The organism is Roseiconus nitratireducens, assembly GCF_008629675.1.
Taxonomy (GTDB): Bacteria; Planctomycetota; Planctomycetia; order Pirellulales; family Pirellulaceae; genus Stieleria; species Stieleria nitratireducens.
This window is the reverse complement of sequence record NZ_VWOX01000011.1, coordinates 56,091-82,514: the sequence shown is the minus strand read 5'-3', so window position 1 is coordinate 82,514 and position 26,424 is coordinate 56,091. Positions and strand designations below refer to the sequence as shown.

22 protein-coding genes are annotated in these 26,424 nt (G+C 62.2%); 11 read left to right on the top strand and 11 right to left on the bottom strand.

All coding sequences use genetic code 11. The annotated features are described in order from the left end of the window. The first annotated feature begins 161 nt into the window (after window positions 1-161). Both FYK55_RS18825 and FYK55_RS18820 read left to right on the top strand, forming a co-directional pair. Window positions 162-554, top strand: coding sequence for a fluoride efflux transporter FluC (locus FYK55_RS18825; RefSeq protein WP_150078001.1), 393 nt, complete (start codon window positions 162-164; stop codon window positions 552-554). Beyond that, window positions 551-3,505 (top strand): hypothetical protein, encoded by a 2,955-nt coding sequence (locus tag FYK55_RS18820; protein ID WP_150078000.1) that lies wholly within the window; start codon window positions 551-553, stop codon window positions 3,503-3,505. The genes FYK55_RS18825 and FYK55_RS18820 overlap by 4 nt, the downstream gene beginning before the upstream one ends. A gap of 88 nt (window positions 3,506-3,593) precedes the next feature. Here FYK55_RS18820 and treZ read toward each other — a convergent pair whose 3' ends face one another. After that, complete coding sequence (gene treZ / locus FYK55_RS18815) at window positions 3,594-5,402, bottom strand: malto-oligosyltrehalose trehalohydrolase (RefSeq protein ID WP_150077999.1); 1,809 nt, start codon at window positions 5,400-5,402, stop codon at window positions 3,594-3,596. 133 nt (window positions 5,403-5,535) lie between these two features. On the opposite strand from treZ, the gene FYK55_RS18810 reads away from it, so the two are divergent. Both FYK55_RS18810 and FYK55_RS18805 read left to right on the top strand, forming a co-directional pair. Then, a complete protein-coding gene (locus tag FYK55_RS18810; RefSeq protein WP_235908802.1) occupies window positions 5,536-6,795 on the top strand; it encodes an endonuclease/exonuclease/phosphatase family protein in 1,260 nt (419 codons plus the stop codon). Window positions 6,796-6,799: 4 nt separating this feature from the next. Continuing rightward, a complete protein-coding gene (locus FYK55_RS18805; RefSeq protein WP_235908801.1) occupies window positions 6,800-7,936 on the top strand; it encodes a glycosyltransferase in 1,137 nt (378 codons plus the stop codon). Between the two features lie 211 nt (window positions 7,937-8,147). Here FYK55_RS18805 and FYK55_RS18800 read toward each other — a convergent pair whose 3' ends face one another. From FYK55_RS18800 to FYK55_RS18790, 3 genes are all read right to left on the bottom strand, one after another. Then, entirely contained in the window at window positions 8,148-9,278 is a 1,131-nt protein-coding gene (locus tag FYK55_RS18800; RefSeq protein ID WP_150077998.1) for a Gfo/Idh/MocA family protein, read from the bottom strand. 87 nt (window positions 9,279-9,365) lie between these two features. After that, window positions 9,366-10,379 carry a sugar phosphate isomerase/epimerase family protein gene (locus tag FYK55_RS18795; RefSeq protein WP_201743745.1) on the bottom strand — a complete coding sequence of 338 codons (1,014 nt, stop codon included), beginning with the start codon at window positions 10,377-10,379 and terminating at the stop codon, window positions 9,366-9,368. 161 nt (window positions 10,380-10,540) lie between these two features. Next, window positions 10,541-11,791: a hypothetical protein gene (locus tag FYK55_RS18790; RefSeq protein WP_150077997.1), complete on the bottom strand. Its 1,251-nt coding sequence runs from the start codon at window positions 11,789-11,791 to the stop codon at window positions 10,541-10,543. A 166-nt stretch (window positions 11,792-11,957) separates the two neighbouring features. Here FYK55_RS18790 and FYK55_RS18785 point away from each other — a divergent pair, with 166 nt between their 5' ends. Further along, window positions 11,958-13,130 carry an aldose 1-epimerase family protein gene (locus tag FYK55_RS18785; RefSeq protein ID WP_150077996.1) on the top strand — a complete coding sequence of 391 codons (1,173 nt, stop codon included), beginning with the start codon at window positions 11,958-11,960 and terminating at the stop codon, window positions 13,128-13,130. Window positions 13,131-13,184: 54 nt separating this feature from the next. On the opposite strand, the gene FYK55_RS18780 is transcribed toward FYK55_RS18785, so the two are convergent. From FYK55_RS18780 to FYK55_RS18770, 3 genes are all read right to left on the bottom strand, one after another. Then, window positions 13,185-13,742, bottom strand: a complete 558-nt coding sequence (locus tag FYK55_RS18780) for a DUF3299 domain-containing protein (RefSeq protein WP_150077995.1) — start codon at window positions 13,740-13,742, stop codon at window positions 13,185-13,187. A 227-nt stretch (window positions 13,743-13,969) separates the two neighbouring features. After that, entirely contained in the window at window positions 13,970-14,644 is a 675-nt protein-coding gene (locus tag FYK55_RS18775; RefSeq protein WP_150077994.1) for a DUF3299 domain-containing protein, read from the bottom strand. Window positions 14,645-14,840: 196 nt separating this feature from the next. Then, window positions 14,841-16,289, bottom strand: a complete 1,449-nt coding sequence (locus FYK55_RS18770) for a hypothetical protein (RefSeq protein WP_201743744.1) — start codon at window positions 16,287-16,289, stop codon at window positions 14,841-14,843. A 336-nt stretch (window positions 16,290-16,625) separates the two neighbouring features. Between FYK55_RS18770 and FYK55_RS18765 the strand changes: the two genes are divergently transcribed. From FYK55_RS18765 to FYK55_RS18755, 3 genes are all read left to right on the top strand, one after another. Beyond that, entirely contained in the window at window positions 16,626-16,949 is a 324-nt protein-coding gene (locus FYK55_RS18765; protein WP_150077993.1) for a calmodulin-binding protein, read from the top strand. 213 nt (window positions 16,950-17,162) lie between these two features. Then, window positions 17,163-18,563, top strand: a complete 1,401-nt coding sequence (locus tag FYK55_RS18760; protein ID WP_150077992.1) for a helix-turn-helix domain-containing protein — start codon at window positions 17,163-17,165, stop codon at window positions 18,561-18,563. Then, window positions 18,560-19,081 carry a hypothetical protein gene (locus FYK55_RS18755; RefSeq protein ID WP_150077991.1) on the top strand — a complete coding sequence of 174 codons (522 nt, stop codon included), beginning with the start codon at window positions 18,560-18,562 and terminating at the stop codon, window positions 19,079-19,081. The genes FYK55_RS18760 and FYK55_RS18755 overlap by 4 nt, the downstream gene beginning before the upstream one ends. Here the strand turns inward: FYK55_RS18755 and FYK55_RS18750 are convergent. Further along, the gene (locus FYK55_RS18750; protein WP_150077990.1) at window positions 19,030-19,986 is read right to left on the bottom strand and encodes a homocysteine S-methyltransferase family protein; all 957 of its coding nucleotides are present in this window, start codon (window positions 19,984-19,986) and stop codon (window positions 19,030-19,032) included. The two genes, FYK55_RS18755 and FYK55_RS18750, sit on opposite strands and share 52 nt — an antisense overlap. Window positions 19,987-20,418: 432 nt before the next feature. Between FYK55_RS18750 and FYK55_RS18745 the strand changes: the two genes are divergently transcribed. The 3 genes from FYK55_RS18745 (at window position 20,419) to FYK55_RS18735 (ending at window position 23,236) form a co-directional block, all read left to right on the top strand. Continuing rightward, window positions 20,419-21,051: a class I SAM-dependent methyltransferase gene (locus FYK55_RS18745; RefSeq protein WP_150077989.1), complete on the top strand. Its 633-nt coding sequence runs from the start codon at window positions 20,419-20,421 to the stop codon at window positions 21,049-21,051. Window positions 21,052-21,114: 63 nt separating this feature from the next. Further along, a complete protein-coding gene (locus FYK55_RS18740) occupies window positions 21,115-21,903 on the top strand; it encodes a 3-keto-disaccharide hydrolase (protein WP_150077988.1) in 789 nt (262 codons plus the stop codon). Window positions 21,904-22,123: 220 nt separating this feature from the next. After that, complete coding sequence (locus FYK55_RS18735; protein ID WP_150077987.1) at window positions 22,124-23,236, top strand: HD domain-containing protein; 1,113 nt, start codon at window positions 22,124-22,126, stop codon at window positions 23,234-23,236. A 45-nt stretch (window positions 23,237-23,281) separates the two neighbouring features. Here the strand turns inward: FYK55_RS18735 and FYK55_RS18730 are convergent, their stop codons facing one another. The 3 genes from FYK55_RS18730 to FYK55_RS18720 form a co-directional block, all read right to left on the bottom strand. Then, a complete protein-coding gene (locus FYK55_RS18730; protein WP_150077986.1) occupies window positions 23,282-24,013 on the bottom strand; it encodes a uracil-DNA glycosylase family protein in 732 nt (243 codons plus the stop codon). Window positions 24,014-24,016: 3 nt separating this feature from the next. After that, window positions 24,017-24,727, bottom strand: a complete 711-nt coding sequence (locus FYK55_RS18725; protein WP_150077985.1) for a hypothetical protein — start codon at window positions 24,725-24,727, stop codon at window positions 24,017-24,019. 297 nt (window positions 24,728-25,024) lie between these two features. Beyond that, window positions 25,025-26,419 carry a DUF1501 domain-containing protein gene (locus FYK55_RS18720; protein ID WP_150077984.1) on the bottom strand — a complete coding sequence of 465 codons (1,395 nt, stop codon included), beginning with the start codon at window positions 26,417-26,419 and terminating at the stop codon, window positions 25,025-25,027. Between the last annotated feature and the right edge of the window lie 5 nt (window positions 26,420-26,424).

Sequence of the window (26,424 nt, the reverse complement as noted above, 5' to 3'; positions counted from 1 at the left end):
AAGAAGGTCTTCGGCCGCATGCGGAATCCGCCCTGCCCGATCCGCCCTGCTCATGGGGGGGCGAAAAAACTGGCGTTTACGCAGCCGACGGAACTTCCGAATCTAACCGCTAACGTAAGTGTGGGTCGAAACTTAGGCAATGGATAAAACGTGCCGCGAAAATGACTACTTGGTTCAATTTGGCAGCAATTGCCGCCGCAGGTGCCACGGGGTCGCTGTGCCGCTATGGCGTGACGCTGGCGGCGGCGGCCATTCCGGGGGGATCCAGCCTCTGGGGAACCACGTTGGTGAACATCCTGGGTTGTGCGATCTTCGGCGTTTTGGCCTCCATCGGTGACTTCGAATCCGCCGCCGCCGAGCGTTTCGCGTTGGCATTGCGTGTCGGTTTTGTGGGCTCGTTCACCACGTTCTCCGCATTCGCAGGCGAATCGGCGATGTTGGCCGGGCAGGCCCGTTGGGGCGCGTCATCGATCTACCTGTTGAGCAACCTGGTCCTCGGCTGGCTGGCATTGCTGGTCGCCTCCGAACTCGTCAAGGCATGGATGCAAGGATGACAGATCAAATGATTCCGGGTTCGCGTTGTTGGCAGATCGCCGTGGTCTGCGCGACGATTTGTGGGGCGTGCGCGCTGCCGGGCAGCGGAATTTGGGCCCAGGTGTCGGTCGCACCGGGAGTGCCGCTGGTGTCTCCGACCACCGGAAACGCGACGAATCCCTCGCCGCTGCGACCGCTGCCCACCATGGGGGCCACCGGCATGCGGCCGTTGGTCCCCAGCCAAGGTGCCACGCCAGCGGCGCTGGTCAGTCCACCGTACTGCGACAGTGACAATTTGCGTGAATCGGCCACGCTGCGGGCGATCCGATTCTGGGATCGCGACTTGGGGATCGCCGTGGGCGATCACGGATGCATCCTGGTGACCCGTGACGGCGGATTGACCTGGGCACGATCTGAAAGCGGTCTGGAGTGCCGATTGGATGACGCGATCTGCGTCGACCGGGAGCACTTCGTCGCCATCGGCGGCGGCTATGACCCCGTCACAGGGATCAGTCGCGGCGCGGTCGTCGTCAGCGCCGATGGTGGTCGAACCTGGCACCGCGCCGGCGATTCCGACTTGCCGCGATTGTGGACCATTGATGAAGGTCGCGGCGAAGCGGCCGCCGGCGGGAACGAGCCCGGCAACGCGTCGCAGATTCAAGAGCCAGGAGTCCAGACTCGAGAGCCAGGAGTCCAGATTCGAGAGCCGGGGGTGCTGTACGCCTACGGAAACCGTGACCCCGTGACCGGTGCGGTCTGTTTTCAATCCTCCGACCGTGGCAGAACCTGGCAGACGGTTTCCGGTGGCGAATCCCTGTCGGATCCCGCACCGACCGAGAAGCGGCTGGATGCTCAACGGGCGGCGGCTTGGTCGAAAGTCACCGGGGTGCCGGTGGCCCTCCGGACTTCTTGTCGTTTGGACGCACAAACGCTGCTGTGCGCCGGCGATCACGGCGTGGTGGTCCGTTCGGAGGATGCCGGAAAGACCTGGCGCGTGGTGCGTGGCCCGGAGTCAAAGACCGCGGTGCTGTTCGTCTCGGGGGACGTTGCCAACGTCCCTTGGTCGCTGATCGGACGCGAGTCCTTGGAGGGACGCTTGCGCACGGCGGTCCTGGTCGGTCGCTCGGAAGCGTGGGCCGGCGATATGCCGCTGGGTACCGTCGGGGATCCGTTGCAGCTGGCCGCCGCCGCCGCGATGAAATTGGGCGCCGCTTCGCTGGACGCGTATCCGGCACCGGGTTCGGACGACTGCGACGGTGTGCTTCGGCAATGGATCCAGGTCAACCATCCGGCGGTCTTGGTCATCGATGCTCGTTTGCCCCAGCCGTTGCGGACCGCGCTGCTGCAGCATGCGGTGGCCGGCGGGACCGCCAAGGTGATTGAGTATTCCTTTACGAGTCCCGGCGAGACGATGCTTCACCACGGCGCGCTGTTGGCTGAAAGCGGTGTGCTGGCCGGAGACTTTGATGCGGATGCCCAGCTGGCGGTTTGGTCCGCTTCCGCCGGCCGCCGTAGCCGCGGAATCGAGGGCGAGGTGAATCTCAGCACACGCTACGGTTCGGAAGGTCGGCGGTCGCGGCCGGGGCTGTGCGATGGCGTCCGTCTGGACAGCGGGCACCGACTTCCGCCGCGAAGCACGAAGGCCACGCGGCGCCGATTGCAGATCGTCCAGGGACGGTTGAAACAACAAACGGTCATCGCCCAACTGCTGGACCACCGCATCTCCGAGCAACGATTTGTCGACGCCCTGGCGTTGTGTCTGGACCAGACCAGCCGTGACGACCAGTTTCGCACCGCCTGGGAAATCAGCGGGCGGGTCTCCGCGGCGAGATCGCAAACTGCGGCGTGGGAGGAACTGGCACAACGATTCCCTGGATCGTCCGCATCGGGTTTGGCCAAACTGTACGCGGACGCGCGGGCCAGCAGCAGCGAGTGGAGGCGGACACCCGAGTTGGGTGTGGGGCAGCGTCAGACTGTGGAGCGATTGCAGCAAGAACATCCGGTAGCCGCTCAAATCAACACCGAGCGTTCCAGCGGTTCCAGCATCGACGCCGATGCCGAGTTGTCACCGGCCGGCGGCGGGCATGCCGCCATCGTGTCCCCGTTTCAGTCTCCCCTCGCCTCGCCGGACCAGCCGTCATCCTCGGGCGTGGTCCAGGCTTCCGCCGCGATGCCGATGGTTGCCAAGCCGCTGAAAGGATTTCAGCCCCGCTGGCGAACCGAACCGGAGGAACGGGCGCTCGACTTGGCGTGGCAGATGCATCCGGTGAACCTGTGGGTCGCCGATGCGATCGCGCGTCACGAGCTATCCCAGCAGTCGCCCGAAGGAGAAACGTCCACCGGTCTGTCGGCCGATCTCCGCCGAGTGGCGCAGCGTCCGTCCCGATGGTCGGCGTTGCTGCGTGCGACGTCTCCGCAAGTCGCTGTTGCCGCCCGCACTTTGCAGCCACCGCGTCTTGACGGCGTCCTGGATGATCCCTGCTGGCGGCCGCGCTCGGCAGCCGCAGCCGTGACGCGTGCTTCAACGCCCGTCACCGTCCAGGTGGCCTACGATGATCGATTCGTTTACCTGGCCCTGGTCGTCTCCGCTTCCACGTTTACCGCACCGGACGCCGCTTCGCCGGACGTTGGCCGCCGCGACGCCGACTTGATTTCCGCCGACCGAATGTCGATCGGTGTCGATCTGGATCGTGACTTGTTGACAGCTTATCAGTTGGAATTCACCCGAGACGGGCGGACGCGAGACAGCCTGGATGGGCACCTCCATTGGAACCCGACTTGGTACGTCGCCACCGAACGCCGCGGCGATCAGGTGATCACGGAATTGGCCGTCGAACAAGACAACGTCGGGCTGGCGATCGCGGCGGGCAGTCAATGGCTGATCGAAGCCGGCGTCATTCCGGCCGATCTCCAGCAACGATCCATCCGTTTGCCCGATCCGATGACCCGCGTGCGGATCGATTTCCGTTGACCACCCGCTGACGACGGTCGCGACATCCGGCCAGTGGTTGGTCCGCTTCATATTTCAAAGTCGCACGTGGTGCAGTTGGTGCGCTGAATCAAAGGTCCGTCGCGAAGGCGATGACCGCGTGGTTGGGATGCAACCGGAAGTCGGATTGCGATTCCGACGGACGAGAATCCAGCACGATCTGTCCGGCCAACGGGACTTCGATGCCGTCACTTGACGTTGGGTTTCCGCACAACCGCACCGCCACCACCAGGCTCTGTCCGGCGTGCGCGTAACGCAGCACGTACAGGTCGCGTTCGGCATCGCTTTGCACCTGCAGGTTGACGTCGCGGAGCAGCCCGCTTTGGCGATGCGTTTTCCGCAGATCGATCAAGTCACGGTACCATTGCCAGGTCACGCGGTTGCCGTCGCCGCGTTCGCCGATCTTGGCGGCGTGAAATGCCGACGGGTCGGTCGGAAGCACGCCCGCGTCCCAATCGTGTTGCGGGTATTCACGGCGACGACCCTGGACCACGGCGTCACGCAAATCCGCGTCACCGAAGTCGACAAAGAACCGGAAGGGGTTGTCGCTGGCGAATTCTTCGCCCATGAACACCATCGGGATTGCCGGCGTCATCATCAGCAGGGCGGCTGCGGCGCGATGCGTTTCGTGCGACGCCAGTTGGTGCAATCGGATGCCCAACGGATGGTTGCCGATGAAGTCATGGTTTTGGATCGAGTACACCAAGTCGTGCGTGGTGACTCGCTTGGTAAGTTCTTTCCGAACCCGCGACCGTCGCAACGTGCCCTCGAACACGTACCCGTGACGCAGCACCTGAGCCAAGTCCGTTTTGGGGCGATAGTCGCGGTCGGTCAACTGTTCGTCGGGCCGCAGCGTTGCGAACACGCTGTGCAGGAAATCGTCGCACCACATCGCATCGAATCCGATTCCGCCGCGGTTGCGGGGCACCGTCATTTCAGGATCGTAGACGTTCGATTCGGCGATCAGGATTGCCCGGGATTGGTCTTCGCGATTACGCCGCGCAACGGCGTCACTCATTTCGGCGGCAATGTGCGGGTCGCGTAAATCGGTCATGCAGTGGATGGCGTCGACTCGCAAACCGTCCAGGTGATATTCCCGCAGCCAATGGATCGCGTTGGCGATGAAGAACTGTCGGACGATGTCTCCATGCTCCAAGTCATCAAAATTGGGGGCGTCGCCCCAGACCGTGTGGTGCCGGTCTGAAAGGTACGGACCGAATTCATTCAGGTAATTGCCTTCCGGACCCAAGTGGTTGTAGACCACGTCCAAGAAAACGGCCAAGCCTGCTGCGTGGGCCGCATCGACCAGTTGGCGGAAATCGTCCGGCGTCCCGTAGGCGTTCGACGGGGCAAACAAGGCGACTCCGTCGTAGCCCCAATTCCACCGACCGGCGCAGGCGGCGATCGGCATCAATTCGATCGCCGTCACCCCCAGGTCTTTCAATTCCTGCAGCCGGTCGATGGTGGAAAGGTACGTGCCGCCTTGCGTGAAGGTACCGACGTGTAATTCGTAAATGATCAGGTCGTCACGATCGGGTGTCTGCCATTCTCGGTCGGTCCAGGGGAACGCCGGATCGATCACTTCACTGGGCCCGTGCACGCCTTCCGGCTGAAACCGCGAGGCGGGGTCGGGGCGCTGCGGCCCATCGTCCAACCGGTAAAAATAGCGGGCACCCGGCCCAACTCCGTCGATCGTTCCCGTATGGATCCCGTTGTCCGCCGCGGTCAGCTCAAATCCTTCCGGCCCGCCGATCACGTTGACCCGAACTTGCTTGGCCCAGGGTGCCCAGACGGAGAATCGCGTTGCGCCGGTTCCGGTCGGGATCGAGCCAAATGTGAGGGGCGATTCGACGTTCGGTTCGGTTGAAATGTCAGTCATGATCCACTTCGTCTGCGGGACGGTCAGGGTGCCTGGGCCGTGTTACGATGGGCTGCCCCGCGTGTGGCCGGATCTCCGTGCGCCGATCGCGCCGTTTCGATCACCAGCCGTGCGGACAACAGGGCCCCTGACAATGTATGGAACAAACCGATGGCTCGGAATCGTGCTGCTGTCGATCGCGGCTTGGATGCCCGTCCGAGACTCAGCCGACCAACACACGGTCACTCAGGATGTCGGCACTCAGCATGCGGAATCGCCATCTGGGGAGGAAACCACCATTCGCATCGCGACCTTCAATGTTTCTCTGTACGGCGAATCGGCCGGAGAAATCCGGCATCGACTCCAGTCATCCGATGATTCCCAGGCCCGGCGGATTGCCAAGATTGTGCAAACGGTTCGCCCCGATATCCTGCTGGTCAACGAACTGGACTACGAAGAAGGCGGGGCGCCGGCGCGGCTGCTGGCGGAAAACTATTTCGCCGTCGGCCAGCTTCGGGCCTCCGGCGGAGGATCGCTGGAACCGATCGTGTACCCGTACTGGTACAGCGCACCGAGCAATACCGGGCTCGATTCCCAATTGGATCTGGATGGCGACGGGCAATCCGGAGCGGGCGGGGACGCGTGGGGGTTTGGAGACTATCCGGGGCAATACGCCATGGCCGTGTTCAGCCGCTACCCCTTGGAACAATCAAAGATTCGCACCTTTCAGCAGTTGCTCTGGAAGGATTTGCCGCAGCCCAAGCGTCCGATGCGTCCCGCCACGGGCACGCCGTTTCATCCCGATCCGATTTGGTCCCGGTTGCGTTTGAGTAGCAAGAATCACCTGGACGTTCCGATTCAAATCGGTGAGCGCGTGTTGCACTTGCTGGCCAGTCATCCCACGCCGCCCGTGTTCGACGGCCCCGAAGATCGCAACGGGTGTCGCAACCATGACGAGATCGCGTTTTGGAGCCACTACCTGGATGCACGGTCGGGCGATCGGTCGTGGTTGCGGGATGACTTGGGAGGTGTCGGCGGATTGGCACCATCGTCGGAGTTCGTCATCGCGGGAGACCTGAATGCGGACCCGGCCCGCGGCGGCGGGCAAACGGAAGCAATTGTGAATCTGCTTGCCGATCCGCTCGTCCAAGATCCGCGTCCGCAACGCCGGGCGAATGTGGACGCAAGCAAAGTACCTGGAGGTTCCATCAACGATTCGCAAGCCGACGCCGGAGAACACGCTGACGCCACCGCGGATTTCGGTCGCAACGGCCTTATGCGCGTCGACTACGTGTTGCCCTCTCGCGGGTTGCAAGTCGTCGACAGCGGCGTCTTCTGGCCAAGCGAGCCAGATCCCCGGAGCGACTGGTTGCGGGCGACCGATCATCGGTTGGTTTGGATCGAGGTTCGATAGCGGCATGCGCAAACGTGTCCTCTTGATGGCCAGTTCCATGCGGGGCGGCGGCAGCGAACGGCAAGTCCTGTTGTTGGCTCGGCATTTGGATCGTGAGCGGTTTCAGCCGCACCTGTATCTGTCCGACGCGGTAGGCGATTTCTTGGACCAGGTTCCCCACGACGTTCCCATCCACGGCTATGACGCGGCGTCCCAGGCCCCGGCCGTGTATGTTCCCGGTCGTGCTTTGCGTCGACAAGCAAAGTACTTGCGGCAAGTGATCCGCGATGCCGCCATCGACGTGGTTTACGACCGCACGTTTCACATGACGTTGTTGGCCGGATCGCTGGCGGGCAACGTTCGGCGTGTGTCCACCATCGTCAGTCCACCGGATCTGGCGTTGCCGATGGTCGAATCACGGTTCGTGGAAATCAAACGCAGACGTCTGGCGGCAGCCTATCGCCGGTCCGACCAAGTCGTCGCGGTCAGCGCCCAGGCGGCGCAGTCGGCCGAAAGCTATTACGGGCTGCCGGAGGGAAGCGTGGCGATCGTTCGCAATCCGGTCGATGTCGATGGCCTGCGCGATGCGGCCGAAGCGGCCACCACCCCCAACGGCGATCGGACGCTGCTGGTGTGCGTCGGGCGGATGACCGCGGAGAAAGGGCATCGGGATCTGATCGCGGCGTTACCGGCCGTGCTGCGAGCCTGGCCCCACGACCGGCCGCCGTTGCAATTGCGTCTGATCGGCGATGGCCCGCTCCGCGGCGAGATCCTCCGGCAGGTCGAATCGTTGCGGTTGTCGAATCATGTGCGGAGCGTCGGTGCCGTCGCCGGTGCGGCCGCGGAAATCGCTTCGGCCGACGCGTTGATTCTGCCTTCACGATTTGAAGGCATGCCGAACGTGGTTTTGGAAGCGATGGCGTTGGGGACGGCGGTGATTGCGACGCGGGCGGGCGGGGCGGTCGAATTGCAACGCGATCGCGCCACCGCGTTTTGGGCTTCGCCGGGCGACACCGATTCCATCGCTGACGCGATCTTGCGGTTCGCTCGACAACCGGAGCTGGCCGAGCAACACCGCCTCGCCGCCAAGGATCTGATCCGCCAAGAACACGACTTGCGCGACGTGGTGCGGCGGATCGAAGACCTGTTGGATCCTCGTTGAGAACCACGCTCTCGGGTTTCATCCTCCCGCCAGGCCCGCCAGGAGGTCGTGCAGCTTGTATTTCACCCTCCATTCCAAGGAGGGTCGAGCGCAGCGAGGGGAGGTTTGCGTCGCCTCTCGCTGGAGCGGATTGCGGTCGCCGCGTCGCGACTGGAGTCAAGCAGGGTCCAGCAGCAGCTTGCCAGACTTCTCACACGGACTCACGAATCTCCTAGACATTCTTCCAGGATCGATCGTGGGCGCTTTCCAGGACGGCGTCGCAGACTTTCTGGGTCTCAAGCGCCGTGCGGAAACTCGGTTCGATCGGAGTTCCCGTTTCCAGGGACTTGAGGAAGTCGGCGACCTGGTGGATGAAGGTGTGTTCGTACCCGATGTTCAGACCCGGTACCCACCAGTGCCCCATGTAGGGTTGGTCGCCGTCGCTGACATGCACGCTTCGCCATCCGCGAACGATGGAGTCGTCGCTGTGGTCGAAATACTCCAGGCGGTGCAGATCGTGCAGGTCCCAGCGGATCGAAGCGTGTTCGCCGTTGATCTCCAACGTGTACAGCGCCTTGTGGCCGCGGGCGTAGCGGGTCGATTCGAACAACCCCAGCGATCCGTTGTCGAAGTGGCAATGGAAGGCGCAAGCGTCGTCAATCTTGACCGGCTGCTTTTCGCCGGTTTCCGCGTGCGTGCGTTCTTTGACGAACGTTTCGGTGACCGCCGACACATCGGTGATGCCGCCATTGAGCCACAGTGCGGTGTCGATGCAGTGGGCCAGCAGGTCGCCGGTCACGCCGCTGCCGGCCGCTTCGGCGTCCAGTCGCCACGTCGCGGCGCCACCCTGCGGGACATCGGCATTGATCGTCCAGTCCTGCAGGAAGTTGGCGCGGTAATGAAAGATCTTGCCCAAGCGACCTTCGTCAATCAACTGTTTGGCCAACGTGACCGCCGGGACGCGTCGGTAGTTGTACCAGACCATGTTGGCCACGCCGGCTTTCTCCACGGCCTGGCACATCTCTTCGCCATCGGACGTGTTCATCGACAGCGGCTTTTCGCACAACACCATCTTGCCGGCTTCCGCGGCCGCGATGGAAATCTCTTTGTGCAAGTTGTTCGGCGTGCACACATCGATCGCGTCGATGTCGTCGCGTTTGAGCAGCTCCTTCCAATCGGTCTCCACCGATTCGTAGCCCCACTGGTCCGCGAACGCTTGAGCCTTGTCTTTGTTGCGGGCGCAAACGGCTTTCAAGACGGGTTTGTATTCCAAGTCAAAAAAATGATTGGCCTGGCAGTAACCGTTGCTGTGCGTGCGGCCCATGAAGCCGTAGCCGACCATGCCGATGTTCAGAGGTTTCATTGTGCTTGTCTGGGAAATGGTGCTTGTCTGGGAAGAAAGATGGAGGTGCGTTCGTTGGACGGTCCCGCCATGGGGCGGTGCTAAATCTCAACCGCCGTGGGCGGCGTCGACTTTGATCATCGTGTCCAAAATCGTGTTCCACGTCTTGGGATCTTCCAACGTGGCATTGGGGAACATGCAGCCGTCCCAGCAGATGTGCTTGATGCCACGCTGCTCGGCGTCTTTGAGCCAGTAACCGGCGCACTTGACGATATCCAGTTTTCCGTTGGGATCGTCGGCCGGGCAGTGCTTGCCGGTCTTGTCGTGCGAACCGGCCCCGTGCACCTCACCGTCGTTTTGGGCCACGTGAAAGTCGATCGTCCAGGGTCGCAGCTTATCGGTCATCTTTTCGTAGGCCGCGTAGAACTCGTCCTCCGTGTAGCCGTCTTTCAGCAGGGCGTGCTCGGGCGCGTTGTAACCCATCAGGTACAGGTAGGTGTGCGCCAGGTCGGCCTGGAAGCCCAGCGTTTCCGGCATCCCGACGGCCTCCAGCAGATCCAGCATGTCCTTCCAGCTGTGCATGCCCGCCCAGCAAATCTCCCCTTCCGCTGCCAATCGTTCGCCGTGATCGGCCGCAATTTTCGCCGCTTCGCGAAACGTCTCGGCAATCTTCTTGGTGTTGGCCTGAGGATCTTCGCGCCACTTCTCCACTCCGAACTCGGCGCTGTCGATGCGAATCACGCCGTACTTGCGGACGCCGTGTTCGTTGAAGATGCCCGCCACGCGACAAGCCATTTTGACGGCCGACAGGAACTTGTCGGTCTGTTCCTTGTCGCCCATGGCGGAATCACCAATGGTTCCCGGCCAGACCGGCGCCACCAGGGATCCGACGTTGAAGCCCTTCGATTGGATCAGGTCGGCGATCGCCTTCAGATCGTCATCGCTGGCTTCGGGGTCGGTGTGGGGCAGAAACAGGAAGTAGTCGATCCCGTCGAACTTACGCCCGTTCACCTCGGCGGCTGCCGTCAGATCGAGCATCTTTTCCAGGCTGATCGGCGGCTCCTGGTCCGGTCCGTCGCCTTTGCCGACAAGGCCCGGCCACATTGCGTTGTGAAGTTTCATCGTGCTTGAACTTTAGGTGAGGGGGAAAAAGAGCGAAGGAAGAAATCGACGGGGCACCGCAGGCCGCCGGCCGATCGGGCGGTGGGTGAAACCCGCCAGCGAGCCCGTCCGTCGGTTTCGCAACCGGAGCGGGCTTTGCCGCCGTGGTCAGTCAGCGACGATCACGAGCCGCCTTTGGGCAGGTTGTCATGCGTGTCGGGGCCAAAGTAGCGAAGTCCGACCAGTGGTTCGGTGCCCAGGTTCTCGATTTCGATTCCCGCGGTGGCCGCGACGTGCGAAATGAAGACTTCGTCGGAAGTGTTTTCGCCGAACCGGATCATCGCCGGGGTTTGCAGATCCAGCGACCCCATTCGTCCCCGGCCCTGGACCGTGATCCAACTGCTCGCGCCGGGGTCCTGCAAGGTGCATTTCGCACCCGGCTCGATCGTCAGCTCTTTGGCGCTGAACAGCTGTTGGCCGTCCACCGTTCCGTAGACGATCCAGCGATCCACGAACCCGTCACCGGATCGATCCTGGTCGACGATCGGCTCCAGATAGTGGCTTTGCTTGAAGTGGGTGTCGACGTTCTTGTCCCAGTCCAACTGGCCGACGATGAAATCCAGGTCCTGGTGTTTGTCTTCGGGCATGTCTTTGACCAGCAGGTCCCAGGGCACGTAGCGACCTTCCACGATCGACTGGTACATGCCGAACACGTCGCTACCCCACTGCGGTTCGTAGGTGCACAGAGATCCGGGCGCGTGCAGCACGCCCGGCGGGATCAACCATCCGGTGCCCCGTTTCAGGCGGTAGGCGCGGCTGAGGTCCAGGATCCCGTTGTCACCTTCGTTCCAATCTTCCAGGCATTTGCGGACCTGCTCCTTGGTCGTTCCCGGTTCCAACCCCATGAACGTGTAGGCAAAGTTGTTGTCGACGTTGTTCAGTTGCGGCGGAAAGTAGTAACTTTCCGGTTTGCCTTCCTGCCCGACCAATGCCGCGTCCTCGAACGATTGGTGCATGTGGTGCGGGATCGGTCCCATGTTGTCAAAGAACTTGCTGTACACGGGCCATCGTTCGTACTTGGAATAGATCGCCTTGCCGACGATGTCGTCGCCGCGCTCGGCAACGGCTTCCTTGAGCAGGAATTTTTTGCCTTCGAACAGGCAGAAACTTTGACCTTCGTGCCAAACGCGACCGTCATTGGCCGCGTCGGTCGTGCTGCCAAACCAGCGTTCGTCGATCCCGCCGCGATCGGCGCCGAATCGGTAGTAATCCCCCGGATGCAATTTGATGCGTCGCCCGGGGTGCAGAAAGGATCGCGGCACCCAAGTCGGCGTCAGCCGCAGCAATCCCCCGCCGGCGTCCAGGGCCGAATCCAGGATCGAGGCAACGGAATCACCCTGAATCAGTCCTTCGTCTAGCTTCACATTGGTCATCGATGGTTCTATGGTTGGGGGGGAATTGATCGGCGGGGCGGTTTGATTGGGGCAGATTCACCGCCCCCATGTTGTATTGACTGGATTCACAGACGACAAGAATACGAAGTCGGCGCGGTTGGATGGCCCGACGGAGTTTGATCGCCAGAGGGACCAAGGTAAATCCATGACGAAAACCATCGTGGCTCGTACGGCCCGCGATCCGCTCGGCCGCGTGCAGTGGGACGACGATTCGCCCCTTTCCGCCGAATTCGAAACCGAGGGGGGGGCCATTCGCACTCGCTTCGGACGGTTCGTCGGTGGTCGCAGCGATGCGACGGAAATCGTTCGTATCGACACCGGTGCCGCCGTGATCCACGTTTTACCGACGCGTGGAATGGCAATTTGGAATATCGAGCGGGACGGCACGCGGTTCGCCTGGCGGTCGCCGGTGGATGGCCCCGTGCACCCTTCCTTCGTTCCGCTCGGCGACGCGGACGGCTTGGGTTGGCTGTCGGGGTTTGATGAATTGCTGGTCCGCTGTGGTCTGGAAAGCAACGGAGCCCCCGAACACGATCCGGCCGGCAATCTGGTCTATCCGCTGCACGGTCGGATCGGAAACCTGCCCGCCGATGGGCTGCAGATCGAATACGACGAGGCTTCCGGGCGATTGGAATTGGTGGGGGATTATCGCGAGAGCCGGCTGTTCTTCACCAACTTTCACCTCCGCAGCCGTGTCCGCGTGACCGCCGGATCGGCCTCCGTCGAAGTTCTTGACGACGTGACGAACGATCGTGGAACCGCGGCGACCATGCAGATGCTTTACCACATCAATCTGGGCGCCCCGGTGCTGGACGACGGTTCGCAACTGCTGGCTCCGATCGAAGAACTGGCGCCCAAGGACGATCGTTCCGCCAGCGAAATCGATGGCTGGAACCAGTGCGGAGGCCCACAGAAAGGCTATGCCGAACGCGTCTACTTTGCCACCTTGCGAGAAGATCGGTCGCACCAAACGACGGTCATGCTTCGCAATGCCGAGGCCAACAAGGGGTTGGCCGTTGAGTATTCCACCAAGACCTTGCCGCGGTTCATTCTTTGGAAGAACACCGCCGATCTCGCCGACGGCTACGTTTGCGGCATGGAACCGGCGACGAACTATCCCAACCAGCGTTCGTTCGAAGAGAACCAGCGGCGTCTGGTGGAATTGCAGCCGGAGGAAACCGTCAGCTTCCGGCTGACGCTGGAGCCCCTGACGGATGCCGAAGCCGTGGAAGCCCAGGCGGCGAAGATTCAAGCGATCGCCGGGGACGCGTCGCCGACCGTCCACCGTCAGCCCAAGGCCGGGTGGTCGGCCAGTTAGCGAGAAAGCCGTGCCGCGGAAGCGCGGTCAGACGCTCGCGAATGAAAGACCGACTTATTTGACGGTCTTTCCCTTGATCCGAAAGATCGCGAAGTGGCTGGCGCCCTTGGGCCCCGCGCCGCCGGGGTAACGGTACTTGTCGGTGTCTAGTTCGAATTTGCCTTCGACGGTCACCGGACGCGTCACAAAGTCCGTCGTGGCACCCGGGACCATCTCCACGACCACGCAGTCGAACAGGGCCGCGCCGGGGCCGAAGCAGCACTCCTGGTTGTCGCGCACCAGCACGAATTGATCGATGTCCGTTTCCTTGTATAGGGTGCTGGGTAGGATGTAGCCGCGCAATTTGACGTTCCGGCCGTCCAGCTTCTTCACGCGCTCGTTCAACATGGATTTGTCAAACGCCTGATCCTTCTGGATGTCGAATTGCAAGTCGTCGAAGTTGATTTCACCTTTGGCAAGTTGGGCTTCCGAGCTGGGCCGCGGCGTGACCTTGGGCCGGTCCTGCGGGTCTTGCGCGGAAAGCTCGGCGGGCACCAGCATGCCGACCAAAAGCACCAGGGCGGTGCAGGCGAAAGTGGCGGCCGATTGGCGAGTCGCTGTGAAAAACTTCATGGGGCGTTGGGTGCGCGAGGTGGGGGCGAATGAACGACGCTGATGCACATGACATGCCAGGTGGCCCGGTTCTCGTCAGGTGGCCGACGGCAGGACGCGGTGGCAACCCGTCGCCGTCGGCGTCGCCGTCCTCATTCGCGTGAAGGGCAAGGCATCGCAGCAACGCGTGGGACTGGTTGTCGCCGACCGACCGGCGGATTCCCGCAGCGGATCTGACGAACCGATGCCTACTTCAGGCTCCTTGCTTTTAGCCGATAGAACACCGGGTTGTCAAAATCAGCCTTGGTGTGCTGCATCCGGTTGACCGAGAACTTGCCGGCCAGTTTTCGCCGTGTCATCCCGCCTTCGACGGTTTGGCCGCCGGTCAACGTGACCTCGATCATCTCGCTGCTGCGAGGCTGGCCCCCGAAACAGCACGTGCCCAGGTCGCCGACCAGCACGAATTGCCGCAGCATCCCGCCTCCGCTGGACGGATGGATGTAACCCTTGATGAACACATCTTTGCCGTCGACGTTGATCGCCGTTTCGGTCGGCCGATCGTTTTGGCCCTCGTACTTGAGCTCATAAAAGGGGACGCGAACATGACCCGGAGGAACTTCCGTCAGGTAGATGTAACTGTGCAGGGCGACACCGCCGGCCAGCAGCGCCGCGTTCGCGATCAGGGCAAACTTGGCCAACGACAGTCCGCTGAACTCGTCGGGATAGCGACGGATCGATCGAATGGCGATCAGGGCGGCGATGATGCCCAGCACGGTCAACGCCAGCACCGATTCGAACGGCGGGATCAGGCCGAACAGGGCCACGGCAAACAGGATCAATGACCAGATCGCACTGCGACTGAGTGCTCGATACGGAAAGTCCACCGCGTCGGCCGACGCGGACATCTGAAGATCGTGGGTCATCTTACGCTTGGCAAACGCAGGGAACGCGAATCAAGGTACCGTCCAATTCAACGTAGCTGAAAACGAACCGAACTCGTCCCACAAAGAACCGCGGCGGCGACGGCCGGAGGTTCGGTCAGTGGACGTTCCGGACGAACCCGGCGTGAAATGCCGGTCGGCCTTGGCTGCGGCGGGCACTGTTCGGGTCGGACGCTATTCAGGCGGCTTCGCTGACGGGATCCCCGCTGGACGCCCCACCGGTCAGCAGCAGGAACTGGCCCAGGATGATGGTCAGCAAAGCCGTTCCCAATACGTAGCCCAGGTTCCAAGGGTTCGTGCCGGCCGAGGCTTTCGCGGCAAATTGGCCGCCCACCGGAACGTCACCCGCCAGTGCGGTCTGGACCGCGACCGGCCCGGTCGACGCCAGCCGGACGGGGCGGTCCGCGGGCAACTCGCGACGGCTGGTTTCGGACGTGTCAGGCGTCTTCTCCCGCACGGGAACGGGGATCGGGAAGAACGTGTTCGCGCGGCGGACGGCATCCGGATCGATCTCTTCCAATTCCTTGATGGCCGTCTTCGCTTCCTCCAGCGGGCAGGCCCGCAGGTAGTTGATGACCGGCACCCGCAGCCAGTTCTTGTCCTTTTCCGCTTCTTTGAACAGGCGGACCAGACGGTCGATCTGGCTCCAATCGTTCCACTTGGCCAAATCGGGAATCACCATGTCGGCCAATTCGCCGCGATCGAGCACCTTGTGCAGCGATTCGACCAACGCACTTCGCGGGATCACGTCGCCTTCGGTCCCATGAAACCGGATCGCCATGATCGCGGCGTAACTCTGCGGGAACGGAGCCCGTTTGTTGGCGATGAACAGTTCGTCGATCAATTCCAGACCGTCCTCGCCGGCAAGCGTCAGGTAGCAAGCGATCAACGCGTCCAGCCCACCGGTCATGCTCTTGGCCGGATGACGCAACATCGCTTCCAGCATCGGCAGGTCTTCCTGGGTTCCGCAGACGCTGAGCATGGTGAAGTAGACCCGTTTGCGGTCCGCACCGATCTCCGGATCCTGCACCCACTGGATCAGCCGGTCGTGGTCCATGTCCGGACCCAGCTTTTGGAACACGCTGTAGGGCGAGGAGGCGAATTCGTCGTAGGCATCACGCGAGATGAAGGCTTCCTCATCTTCCAGGTACTTTTGGTAATACCGCAGCCGGGCGACCGGATCGTCTTCGACTTTGGTGGCTCCGACGATGTAGTCTTCGGCCCGATCGGTGATCGGCAGGCAGGACCATTGCAGGTCCGGAGGATCGACTCCCGAAAGCAGGAACCGGCGTCCGACTTCGACCTTGCCATAGTAAATGGCATCGACCTCTTGCCCGGCTTCGACGAATTCCTGGCCTTTGAGCACCTTCTCGATCTTCATTTTGACGACGCCGGTGGACAGGTTGCGCGTCAATTCACCGTCCAGGCTGGTGGCGATGACGACGGCGTCCATGGTGGCCGACTGCTGCCGGATGGTCTGCTGGACCGATTCGCAGAAGGGGCACGCCGCCGCGGTGCCGGCCAGCATCAGAAGGCCGGCCGCGACCCATGCCGCGACTCCGCCCGATGTGGCCCACGTCAACGCCTTTCGGATCGACGCGGCGCGGACGGCCGGAAGGAGGGACAAGCGATCTGGGCGGGAATTCGACGTCGGTCGCATGCAATTTGGGTGGGTTGGTGGTGCGGGTTGAGCGGATTCGCCTTGAATTATCATAGGTGCTAACTCCCGCGATTGAGAAGTCTGAAACCGGCTCTCTCTGAAATCCCGGCACGATCGACTCAACCCGTCCAGCCAGATTTGCCGATACGACCGAAGATCCGGGCTGTTTGCCCGGGTGGCGACGCAGGATGCGCCCGCAAGTTCCGCGTCGACAGACACTTTTGAACCGACCATCGATCCAGTCACCTCGTGACCGAGCGCCCGGCGCCCGGCGGAGCTGGCCGGCAAAGGGGGAAAGCAGAGATGCTTCGTCAGTTGATCATTGCCGCCGTCCTGGTGGCCTCGGCCGCCGTGGTGGCCGACACCGCGTCGGCCGACCAGCGCGCGTTCGGCCAAGCCTGGGGCGGAAGCGCAAGCACCCGGGATTGGAACCGCTTCTACCACTATCCCTACGTCTACTACCCTCAAAACTTCTGGGGGCAGGAATACTACCGCAGCGCCGATAGCCTGTATCACCGCTATCCACCGGAGATGCGGATTCCGGTGTACAACAAGCAGTGGCACAACTACTACCCCAGCAATCGCCGCTACCATTCCGGCCACCATTTCATGCTGGACGTCTTTTAAGCCGTCCGGCGTCAGATTGGAAAGATCCGACCCGCGGTCCAACCCGAGCGGTCCAATCCGCACGGTCGGTTCCGAGCGGCCCGACTTCCTTGGATCGGTTCGCCGTTGTCCGGATTGCCGTTGTTCGATTCGGCAGGGTCCGGATCGACAGGGTTGACGGCGTTGCACCACCCGCAACACGGGCTCCGCCTCGGAGCGGGACTCGCGTCCAGCATGGCTTCCAGCACCAAACATCGCCCTTTTTCCCGGCTGATCGATCGCTCCACGGCCCCGCTGTGGGTGATTGATCCCGACGGGCGATTGGTGTTTCTCTCCGCCGCGGTCGGTTCGTGGTTGGACGTGTCGCCGGAGTCGTTGGTGGGGCGTCTGTGTGTGGCCGGATCCGCCGTCACGGACGATCCCCTGGATCGTCTGGCGGCATCTCTTTCGCCACCGCCGGGTTTCCAAACACGCGGGACCGCGTCGTTAAGGATCCAGCCGCCAGGCTCAGAATCCGCTTCGCCGCGGCCCGCCGCACTGGACACGCGCTTCGTCCGCTTGGGCAGTGGGGATCAATCGGTCACGGTTGCCATCGGCGGATCGTTTGCCGACCAGCAATCGGACTCGGGCGTCGTCTCGGCCAACGAGTTGCGACAGCAGCTGGACAGTTGGCGCCGCCACCATGAAACCGCATCGCAGTCCGCCTTGGTCGGACGGTCGCGTTCGGCCACGCGGATGCGACGCCAAGTCCAATTGGCCGGATCGGTCCGCGCCCATCTGCTGATCCTGTCTCCGCCGGGATGCTTGGCCGAATCGATTGCCACCGCCGTGCACCACCGTTCGTCGCCCGGCGAACCGCTGGTCACGGTCGACGGGGCGCTGATGGATCCCGAACTGCTGGACGCCAGCCTGTCGGTCGTCACGCACCACTTGCTGGATTCCGGCGACGCCAATGCCACCGCCGTTTTGCGAGGCATCGACGAAACACCGCCGGACGCGCAGCAGCGGCTGGCCTACTGGATCGATCATTTCGACAATCGGCTGCGGCTGATTGCCGTGTCCGGGCCGGCACCAAGAATCACACACGTCGATCCCGAGACCGACGAGGGCGCAGCAGATTTGCTGGCTGCCGATGAACTGCCAGGGGGCGTGGACGTCGCTTTGGCAGATCTGTTGTGCGGTTTTTCAATCAACTTGTATCCGCTGTCGCGTCGCGTTGCGGACATCCCGCTGATCGCCCAGGCAATGTTGGATAAGCGGCGATCGTCGGGCGACGGTTCCGCCGACCGGCTGTCCCGCGCCGCGCTCGACGCGCTGGTCCTGTACCCCTGGCCGGACAATTTACGCGAACTTGACCAGGCGGTTCGCCAGGCGATGCGGGCGTGTCGCGGCGAAGTCGTGCAGCCGGATCATCTGCCGTTGGCCGTCCGTTCGTATCGCCCCAATGAAGGCGTGCCCGTCTCGGCCCAGTCCGTCGACCTGGACGCCACCGTCGCCCGCTTCGAAGCCGATCTGATCCGTAAGACGTTGGACGAAAGCGACGGCAACCGTGCCGAAGCGGCGCGCCGCTTGAACGTGTCTCGGGCGCGATTGCTGCGCAAGATCGAGTCGTTGTTGTCGGACAATTCGCAATGACACATCCGCCGGCCGCCCCGATGCCGCGTCCCAGCGTGGAGCTGCTGGTCTGTGAATCCGGGCACCGCTGGTGCGATACCGCGCGGCGATTTGTGGGGCCGTTTCAACACGCTTTCTTGTCGGCGCCACCGGGCGGTGTTCCCGGCGTTGTCCCCCACACAGGGCCCAGTGAACCCGTGATCGCGGTGCGAGCCGTCGAGCACAGCAAGGTCCGCGCGTCAATCGCCGGACTGCCGCGGGCCGTGATCCTGTGGGAAGTTGGGGGTGACAACGCTGTGCCGGTCGCGTTGACTCTGGCCCAGATCGGAGTGGGGAGGCCCGACCTGATGCAGCTGATCGCGATCGACGCACCTTCACGCCGGATTGGACGACGACTGGCATTGTCGATGATGGAATTGGGGGCGCGAGCGGTCGTCCAAACCCCCGAAGACTTTGCCGACATCGCGCCGCTGATTCGTCGCTACTTTCAGGCGTCGACCGAAGTTCGGCAAACCGTGCGGGCGATCGCCGCGACGTGACGTTCGTCGGTTCCGCAACAGCCGCCAAGCAGGCACAGGTTGGGCAGCAGGTTCATGATCTGACGGTGGGACTCACCCAGCGATTTGGGGTCACCGGTGTCCAACGTTTCCATCTCATCCAGTTCCGCGTGGCTAAGCGTGGATGCATTGCACCGCAGCCCCCGCAGGCGATCGGTCCAGGTACCGCTTTCCCGGAGCGTCGAAACGAAATGTTCCGGATGGGCGCAGTTGATCATGTAAAACGCGGGCGCGGTCTCGGCCTGTTGGTCGACGAAATCGATCGCATCGGGAAGCCGCCGGCCGCTGGGAAGGCGGCCATCGGTTTCGACGGTGAATGAGATCACTGCCGGCAGATCGCAGGCTGCGCAGGCCAGGGCGATGCCCGCCGCCTCCTGCTCATTGGTCAACGTCATCGCCGTCACACGGTCCGCACCGCTTTGGGCAAATGTTTCGATTTGGCTGGCGTGGTACCGCCGGGCCTGTTCGACCGACGTTTGCTGGTCGCGGTAGCCGTCATGGCGGGGACCGACGCAACCGCTGATCAGGACCGGCGATGATTCCGTTTCCCGCTGGCGCCGATACTCGATCAACAGTTCGATCGCTTTCTGGTTCAATCGTCGCAATTCGGGCTCCGGAATCGACAACTTTTCCGCCCAATCCGAACTGGCACGCCACGTGTTGGATTCCAACACGAACCCGCACCGGTGTTGCTGGGCAATTGCGAAGTACCGATCGAAATAGTCAAAGAACCAGGCGTCGAACCGGTCATCGGCCAACAGCGGAAAGGCGGCGAATTGCGGCAGATCCAGCCCTTCGTGGAAGACCAGCGTCGTCTCCAGACCGCCGTCGGTGAGGAAAAACGGCGGCGTGCGGTCGTCGACGGAAGCGTCAGGCGTGGTTGTCATGGTCGATCTTGGGTCTGTCGAGAAATGAAACGCGACGGCGCGGCCGTGCATGGAACTAACTGCCCGGCGGAGGATTGGATCCACCGGTTTTTTCGCTAAATCGAAAAGGTCGACGGATCACAGGGCAGGAACTCTGGGCAAGGTCACAGTGCAGGAACTCTGGGGGAGGTCCGTTCCTGTCGCAATCAGGACACGAAGACCAACGGAGTGTTCGGGCACGAGCTCCAGTCGCGAAGCAACGACAGCCCCCTGCCGTCGGCGCGAGCCGACGGAAACAGCCGCCTAGAAAGGGGGAATTGAGGACTTCTTTTTGCCTGCGTCGGCGCTATCCCAGAAATCTTTGGACCGACGGTGGAAACGGCGGGGTGTGGCGCAGTTATCCGCTTGTGAATCCGATCCGATGCAAAGCCCCCCGATCATTCGAGCGTATCGATGACCAACGTTTCCAACTTCTACCATCGCCGCGTCGCTCCACGCGTCGTTCATCACCTCTGTTCCTGTGCGCAGATCACACGGCAGCGGCAGGAAGTGGTTTCGCAGGCTTTCGGGTTGGTGCTGGAAATCGGTATCGGATCGGGGCTGAATCTTCCGCACTACGATCCCGACAAGGTCGAGCGAGTGATCGGTGTCGATCCGGACGCCAGCATGTTGCAACTCAGCGCGACGCGGCGAGAGTCGACGTCGATCTCCGTGGAAATGATTCAGGCTTCGGCCGCCGAGATGCCGCTGGAAAGCGGCCTGGCCGATTGCGCGATGATCACCTACACGCTCTGCTCGGTCCAAGATCCGCGACGGGTCTTGGCCGAAGTCGCGCGAGTGCTCAAGCCGCAGGGAGTGATTTATCTTTGCGAACACGGCAGGGCGACGGGGCGAATGTCGCGCGGCATGCAGTCGGCGGCTAACGGAGCCTGGAGCCGATTGATGCTGGGCTGCAATCTGAATCGCGATCCGAACGCCTTGGTGTTGCAATCCGGATTCCGTTTCTTGCAACAGGAACGATTCGTCATGCGGCCGTTTCCTCCGATGCTTGGCACGCACTACACCGGTGTGGCGGTGCGTGCCTGAGGATCTTCGCTGGAGAATCGCCGCCGGCGACCGGTCGGTCGACAACCGAGTACACTGGGCGGCATGAAGAATCATTGCTGCCTGCTGTTGTTGTTGCTGTACGCCACGTCCGCGCGAGCGGAGACGCCGCTAGTCTGGTCGGACCTGTTCAACGGAAAAGATTTGACCGGCTGGGTCGACGTGAACACGTCACCGGAAACCTGGTCGGTGCGCGACGGGATCTTGGTCTGCACCGGTCAGCCGATCGGCGTGATGCGGACCGAACGCCAGTACGAGAACTTTGTGTTGCAGGTCGAATGGCGGCACATGGAGCCTGGCGGCAACTCCGGCATCTTCCTGTGGTGCGACGCGGTCCCCTTCGGCAACCGCTTGCCCAAAGGCATGGAAGTGCAAATGCTGGAACTGGATTGGGTCAACCAACACCGGCGGCCGGACGGCTCGCTTCCGCCGATCGCCTATGTGCATGGAGAACTGTTTGGTGCCGGCGGGATGACCGCAACACCGGAGAACCCGCGTGGCACGCGCAGCAAGTCGGTGGAGAATCGCTGCAAGGGCGTCGGTCAGTGGAACAAGTACGTGGTGGTCGCCGTCGACGGCACGGTCAAGCTTTCTGTCAACGGGAAGTTCGTCAACGGAATTCGCGATGCTTCGGTCCGCAAGGGTTACATCTGCCTGGAATCTGAAGGCAAAGAAATTCATTTTCGCAATCTCCGCATCATGGAACTCCCGCCGGGGATGGCGGATGAAAGCAACACCGCGCCCGTTCTGCCCGCCCCTGGTGCCCAGGAAGACACCAACGGCGACCGCAAGGATCTGTCCGAAAACGAGTCGCGACGCTCTGAAAACGAGTAGCGACGCTCGCCAGAGCGTGGTTCTCCGCCGCGATTGCGACGGCAGCGACGGGGTTTTGCGAGTTTTCAGATAGGGCCTCTTTGCGGCCAATCTGGGCATGCCATTGGGGCGTCAGGTTTCGTTCACTCGTCTGGAACTCATCGCAGATTTCATTTACGATTTTTCCCGGGCGATGATGTCACTGCATTCGTAAAACGGTTCGCGACGACGAACCTCCTTCATGCGTTCGACAAAGTTCCGCCAGCAAGTGGCTTACCTGGCGGCACGCTTGATGTACCACCGAGAGGTCTCGGAGTACTACCAGGCAAAATGGAAGGCGGCCCGCCAGCTGGGCCGCGGCTGGATCCGACCCTCGGACCTGCCGTCCAACGCCGAGATCCGGGATCAGGTCCAATGCCTGGCCCGATTACTGGAAGGTCCCGATCACCATCACCAGCGATTGTTGGAGATGCGGTTGCGGGCTCTGTGGTGGATGAACCGATTGGTGGCCTTTCATCCCCGCTTGATCGGCAGCGTGTTGACCGGGCACGTGCGGGAAGGTTCGGACATCGATTTGCACGTCTTTGCCGGCAGTGCATTGCATGTCGCGGCGGCCGTGGACGAAATGGGCGGTGCGTTTGAAATTGAACGCAAACGGATCGTCAAGGACGGACAGGCACGCGAATTCACGCACATCCATCTGCGGGATGAGTTTCCGATCGAGCTGACGGTGTACGCCCCGTCACAGCTGGGACATCGTTTCCGCAGCAGCATCACCGGCAAGCCGATCGAAAAGGCCACCATTGCGGAATTGCAAAAGCGGATCGCAATCGATCATCAGTTGGGCGAACACGAAATCACCGCGCAGCTGGACCAGATCAATACTTGCCCGGATCGCGCCAACGTGTTTTTGTCGCTGCTGTTGCCGTTGGAAAACGTCAAGCAAGATGCACGTTACCACCCCGAAGGCGACGCACTGTTTCATAGCATGCAGGTGTATGCCCTGGCCAAAGACACGCTGCCGTATGACGAAGAGTTCTTGCTGGCGGCATTGTTGCACGATGTCGGTAAAGCGATCGAACCCTCCGACCACGTCCGCGCCGGTCTGGAAGCGCTCGAGGGCTACGTGAGCGAGCGGACCGCCTGGTTGATCGCTCATCACATGCAGGCTCATCAAATGCGCGACGCAACCCTGGGAGCCAGGCGTCGCCGCCGGCTGGCCCAGCACCCCTGGATTGAGGAGCTGCAGGCTCTGTCGCGATGCGATCGTGAGGGCCGCGTCCCGGGCGCTGAAGTCGAAGAGCCCGAACAGGCACTCGACTACATCGAGCAGTTGGAAACGATGTTCGGATAGTTGCCGGTGTCAAGCTTCGCACTTGGCATCACCTTCCGGCGGATTTCATTTCCAGACGCCGCTATCGCGAAGTTGCTCGGTCGCCTTTTCCGCCCAGCCTCGGTTGGCCGCCGGCGACGCCGGGCTGGGGTGCAGGATCCGCGACACCGTCGCGGGAGAATCGATTTCCGCGACCGCACGCTGCAAACAGTTCTCGGCGTACACTCCCACGCCCACCGCGTGTCGCGGTTGCAATACACCCAGCACGGCTTGCAGGTGCGCATCACACGCCGCGTCGAGGGCCGCGCGTTCGGCGATCGGCAGCTTGTCGGGTGTTCGGTTTCGTCCGGATGCCTCCATAAAAACCAACGGACAATAGTTCAACACGAAGTGTCGTTTGAAGAACTGCTTTGCCGTCCGTGAACGCTCCTTGAACAGGCCCCAAAGGCGTCGCCCGCTGACTTCGCTTCTCTGGCAATCGAAACCTTCGATGGGACGTTTGGGATGCTCGTCTGCCGGGTGATCGACCGGGCAGCGAATCTTCAACCAGTCACGAACCGCTTCAATTTCACCGAACGGCACACCGGTCTGGGCCATCCCCCAGGGTCCCGGATTCATTCCCAGAAACACGACCGAGGGCGCATCGCCGACCAGTGACAAGTAGGCCTCATGCGGCTGCCGGGCGTATCGGAGCGGGTTGTAGACGTGCGTGACCGGAGCATCAAATTCAAGTGCTTCGACCGCTTCACATAATTGACGCGAGGCGGCGATCAGACGTTGCGCGTTGGAAGTTTCCATCAATCAGACGGCCAGGTATTCCTCGATTGCCTCGGTCAACACGTCTTCCGAGGGTGTCTGGCCGGTCCAGCGCCGAAACGATTCGGTCAGGATGCCGATTCTTGATTCGTCTCGACCCAGGGCTTCGTAACCGAGGGCTCGGATCCGATCCAGATTGTTGGGCGGGTTCGCAAAGTCCACGACCAGCGTTCCTTCGCTGGCGGTCGGCCAGGTGCTGACATCAACCGGTTCGGTGATCGCGATCAGATTGGCTTTCTCGATCGATTCCGCCGAGGCCCATGCGATCGGCGAGACCGATTGTTCCGACGCGAGTCCGGCCGGGAAACTCTCATCCGGAGTTCCGATCCACAGCAGCCGACCAATCTCCCGTTCCAGGTTTTGGAAATGTTGGCTGATGGCCTGCTTGAGCCACGTCGCCAGCACGTCTTCGGATTGCCATCCGGATCCGGACCGGGAAGCACGATAATAAAGGTCCGGTCGACTTTCCGCGCCGTCGGACCGACCGGTCAGGTTGCGATCCAGCAACAGGCCCCGAAAGCCCAGCACGTCGGCGCCGTCGATGGCCTGCTCGATCCGTTCCGGTGAGACGTCGCACGAGAGCACACGCCAGGACAGATCCAGCGCCGCGAAGGCGCGTTCGAAGGCGAACTGGGCGGGATTGCCAGCGATGGGATGGCCCAGGACCAAGACAACCGGCTCGGTGATGCCGTCCATGACAATTCAGTGACGGTTGAAGGGAACGTCTGGCAAATTCCGAACGCGGTCACGGTGGCGACCTGCGACCCCACAGACGGTTGCAGCCCGAACGGATGCTGTGGAAACGCGCCGGGACAAATCCCAGACGCCCATGGCGGTTCGGATGCTGCCGCCGCAGCGGAGGTCCGCGACCACTTCGGAAGACAGTGCCCTGCAGTGTGACCTGCGACGGGCGCGATTGGCAAGTGGAGCAAACTTGCCGTCCGAGTCTCACCGCGCCTTTCGTCCCCGCTGCGGCGCTCGAAGTCACGGTCGCTAGGCGATGATTTCCTTGACCACGTTGCCGGACACGTCGGTCAGTCGAAAGTCGCGGCCGGCGTATCGGTAGGTCAAACGGGTGTGGTCCAACCCCAGCAGGTGCAGCACCGTGGCATGCCAGTCGTGGATGTGGCAGGGGTTCTCCACCGCTTCGAATCCGTGTTCATCGGTCGCGCCGTAGCTGAATCCACCTCGGACGCCGCCGCCGGCCATCCACAGCGTGTACCCCTTGTTGTTGTGGTTGCGGCCGTCGCCGTTTTGTGCCGAAGGTGTCCGTCCAAATTCACCACCCCAGATGACCAGCGTGTCCTTGAGCATGTCGCGGCGGCGAAGGTCCTGCAGCAGTCCCGCGATCGGCCGGTCGCAAGCGTCCGCGCGGGCCTGGTGGTCCGCCGTCAGGCGGGCGTGTTGGTCCCAATTGCCATGAGTGATCTCAATGAAGCGGACGCCGGCTTCGGCGAACCGCCGTGCCAACAGGCACTGTCGGCCGAAGGTCTGCGTGGGACCGTCGTCCGCACCGTACAACGTTTTGGTTGCCTGGTCCTCCTTTGAAAGATCCATCAATTCGGGCATCGCATCTTGCATCCGAAACGCCAATTCGTAGGACTGGATCACGCCTTCGACATGAGCCGCGTCGCCGTCGGGGCGCTGTTGCCCGTTTAACTGCTGAATCAAATCCAGTTGCCTTCGCTGCTGAGCAACGGTCAGGTTCGGGTGACGGATGTCCGGAACGGAATCCTGTCCGGTATCGGTTGCCCGGAACAGGGCTGGTCCCGATCGACCACCGGCCCCGCCGACCTTCGTGCCTCCGTAGATGGCCGGAAGAAAACCGCTGCTGTAATTGCGTGAGCTGCCGGCCGGAGGACTGAGCGAGACAAAGCCTGGGAGGGACTCGTTTTCGCTTCCCAAACCGTACAGCAGCCAGGCCCCAATCGACGGGCGTACGAATTGCGCCGTCCCCGTATGCATTTGCGTCATGGCACCCGGATGCACCGGTTGGTCGCAATGCATCGAGCGAATCAAGCACAGGTCATCGGCGGCTTCCGCGACGTTGGGAAACAGGTCGGAAATCCAAAGCCCGCTTTCGCCGCGTTGGCGAAACTCCCACGGCGACTTCAACAGGTTTCCACCGTACTTGCCGCGTTTGCCGTGATCGGCGATCAACGCCGGCTTGTAGTCAAAGGAATCGACATGGGATGGGCCACCCTGCATGCACAGAAAAATGACGCGTTTCGCTTTGGCTGGAAAATGCGGCGTCTTTGGCGACAGCGGATTCGCGGCTTTTTCGCCGGTTCCGGCCGCCAACGCGTTCTGGCACGCGGCCAGATCTGCCAAAGCCAACCAACCGAATCCCGCGGAGGACCAACGTAGCAAGTCACGTCGAGAATGCATCTTCG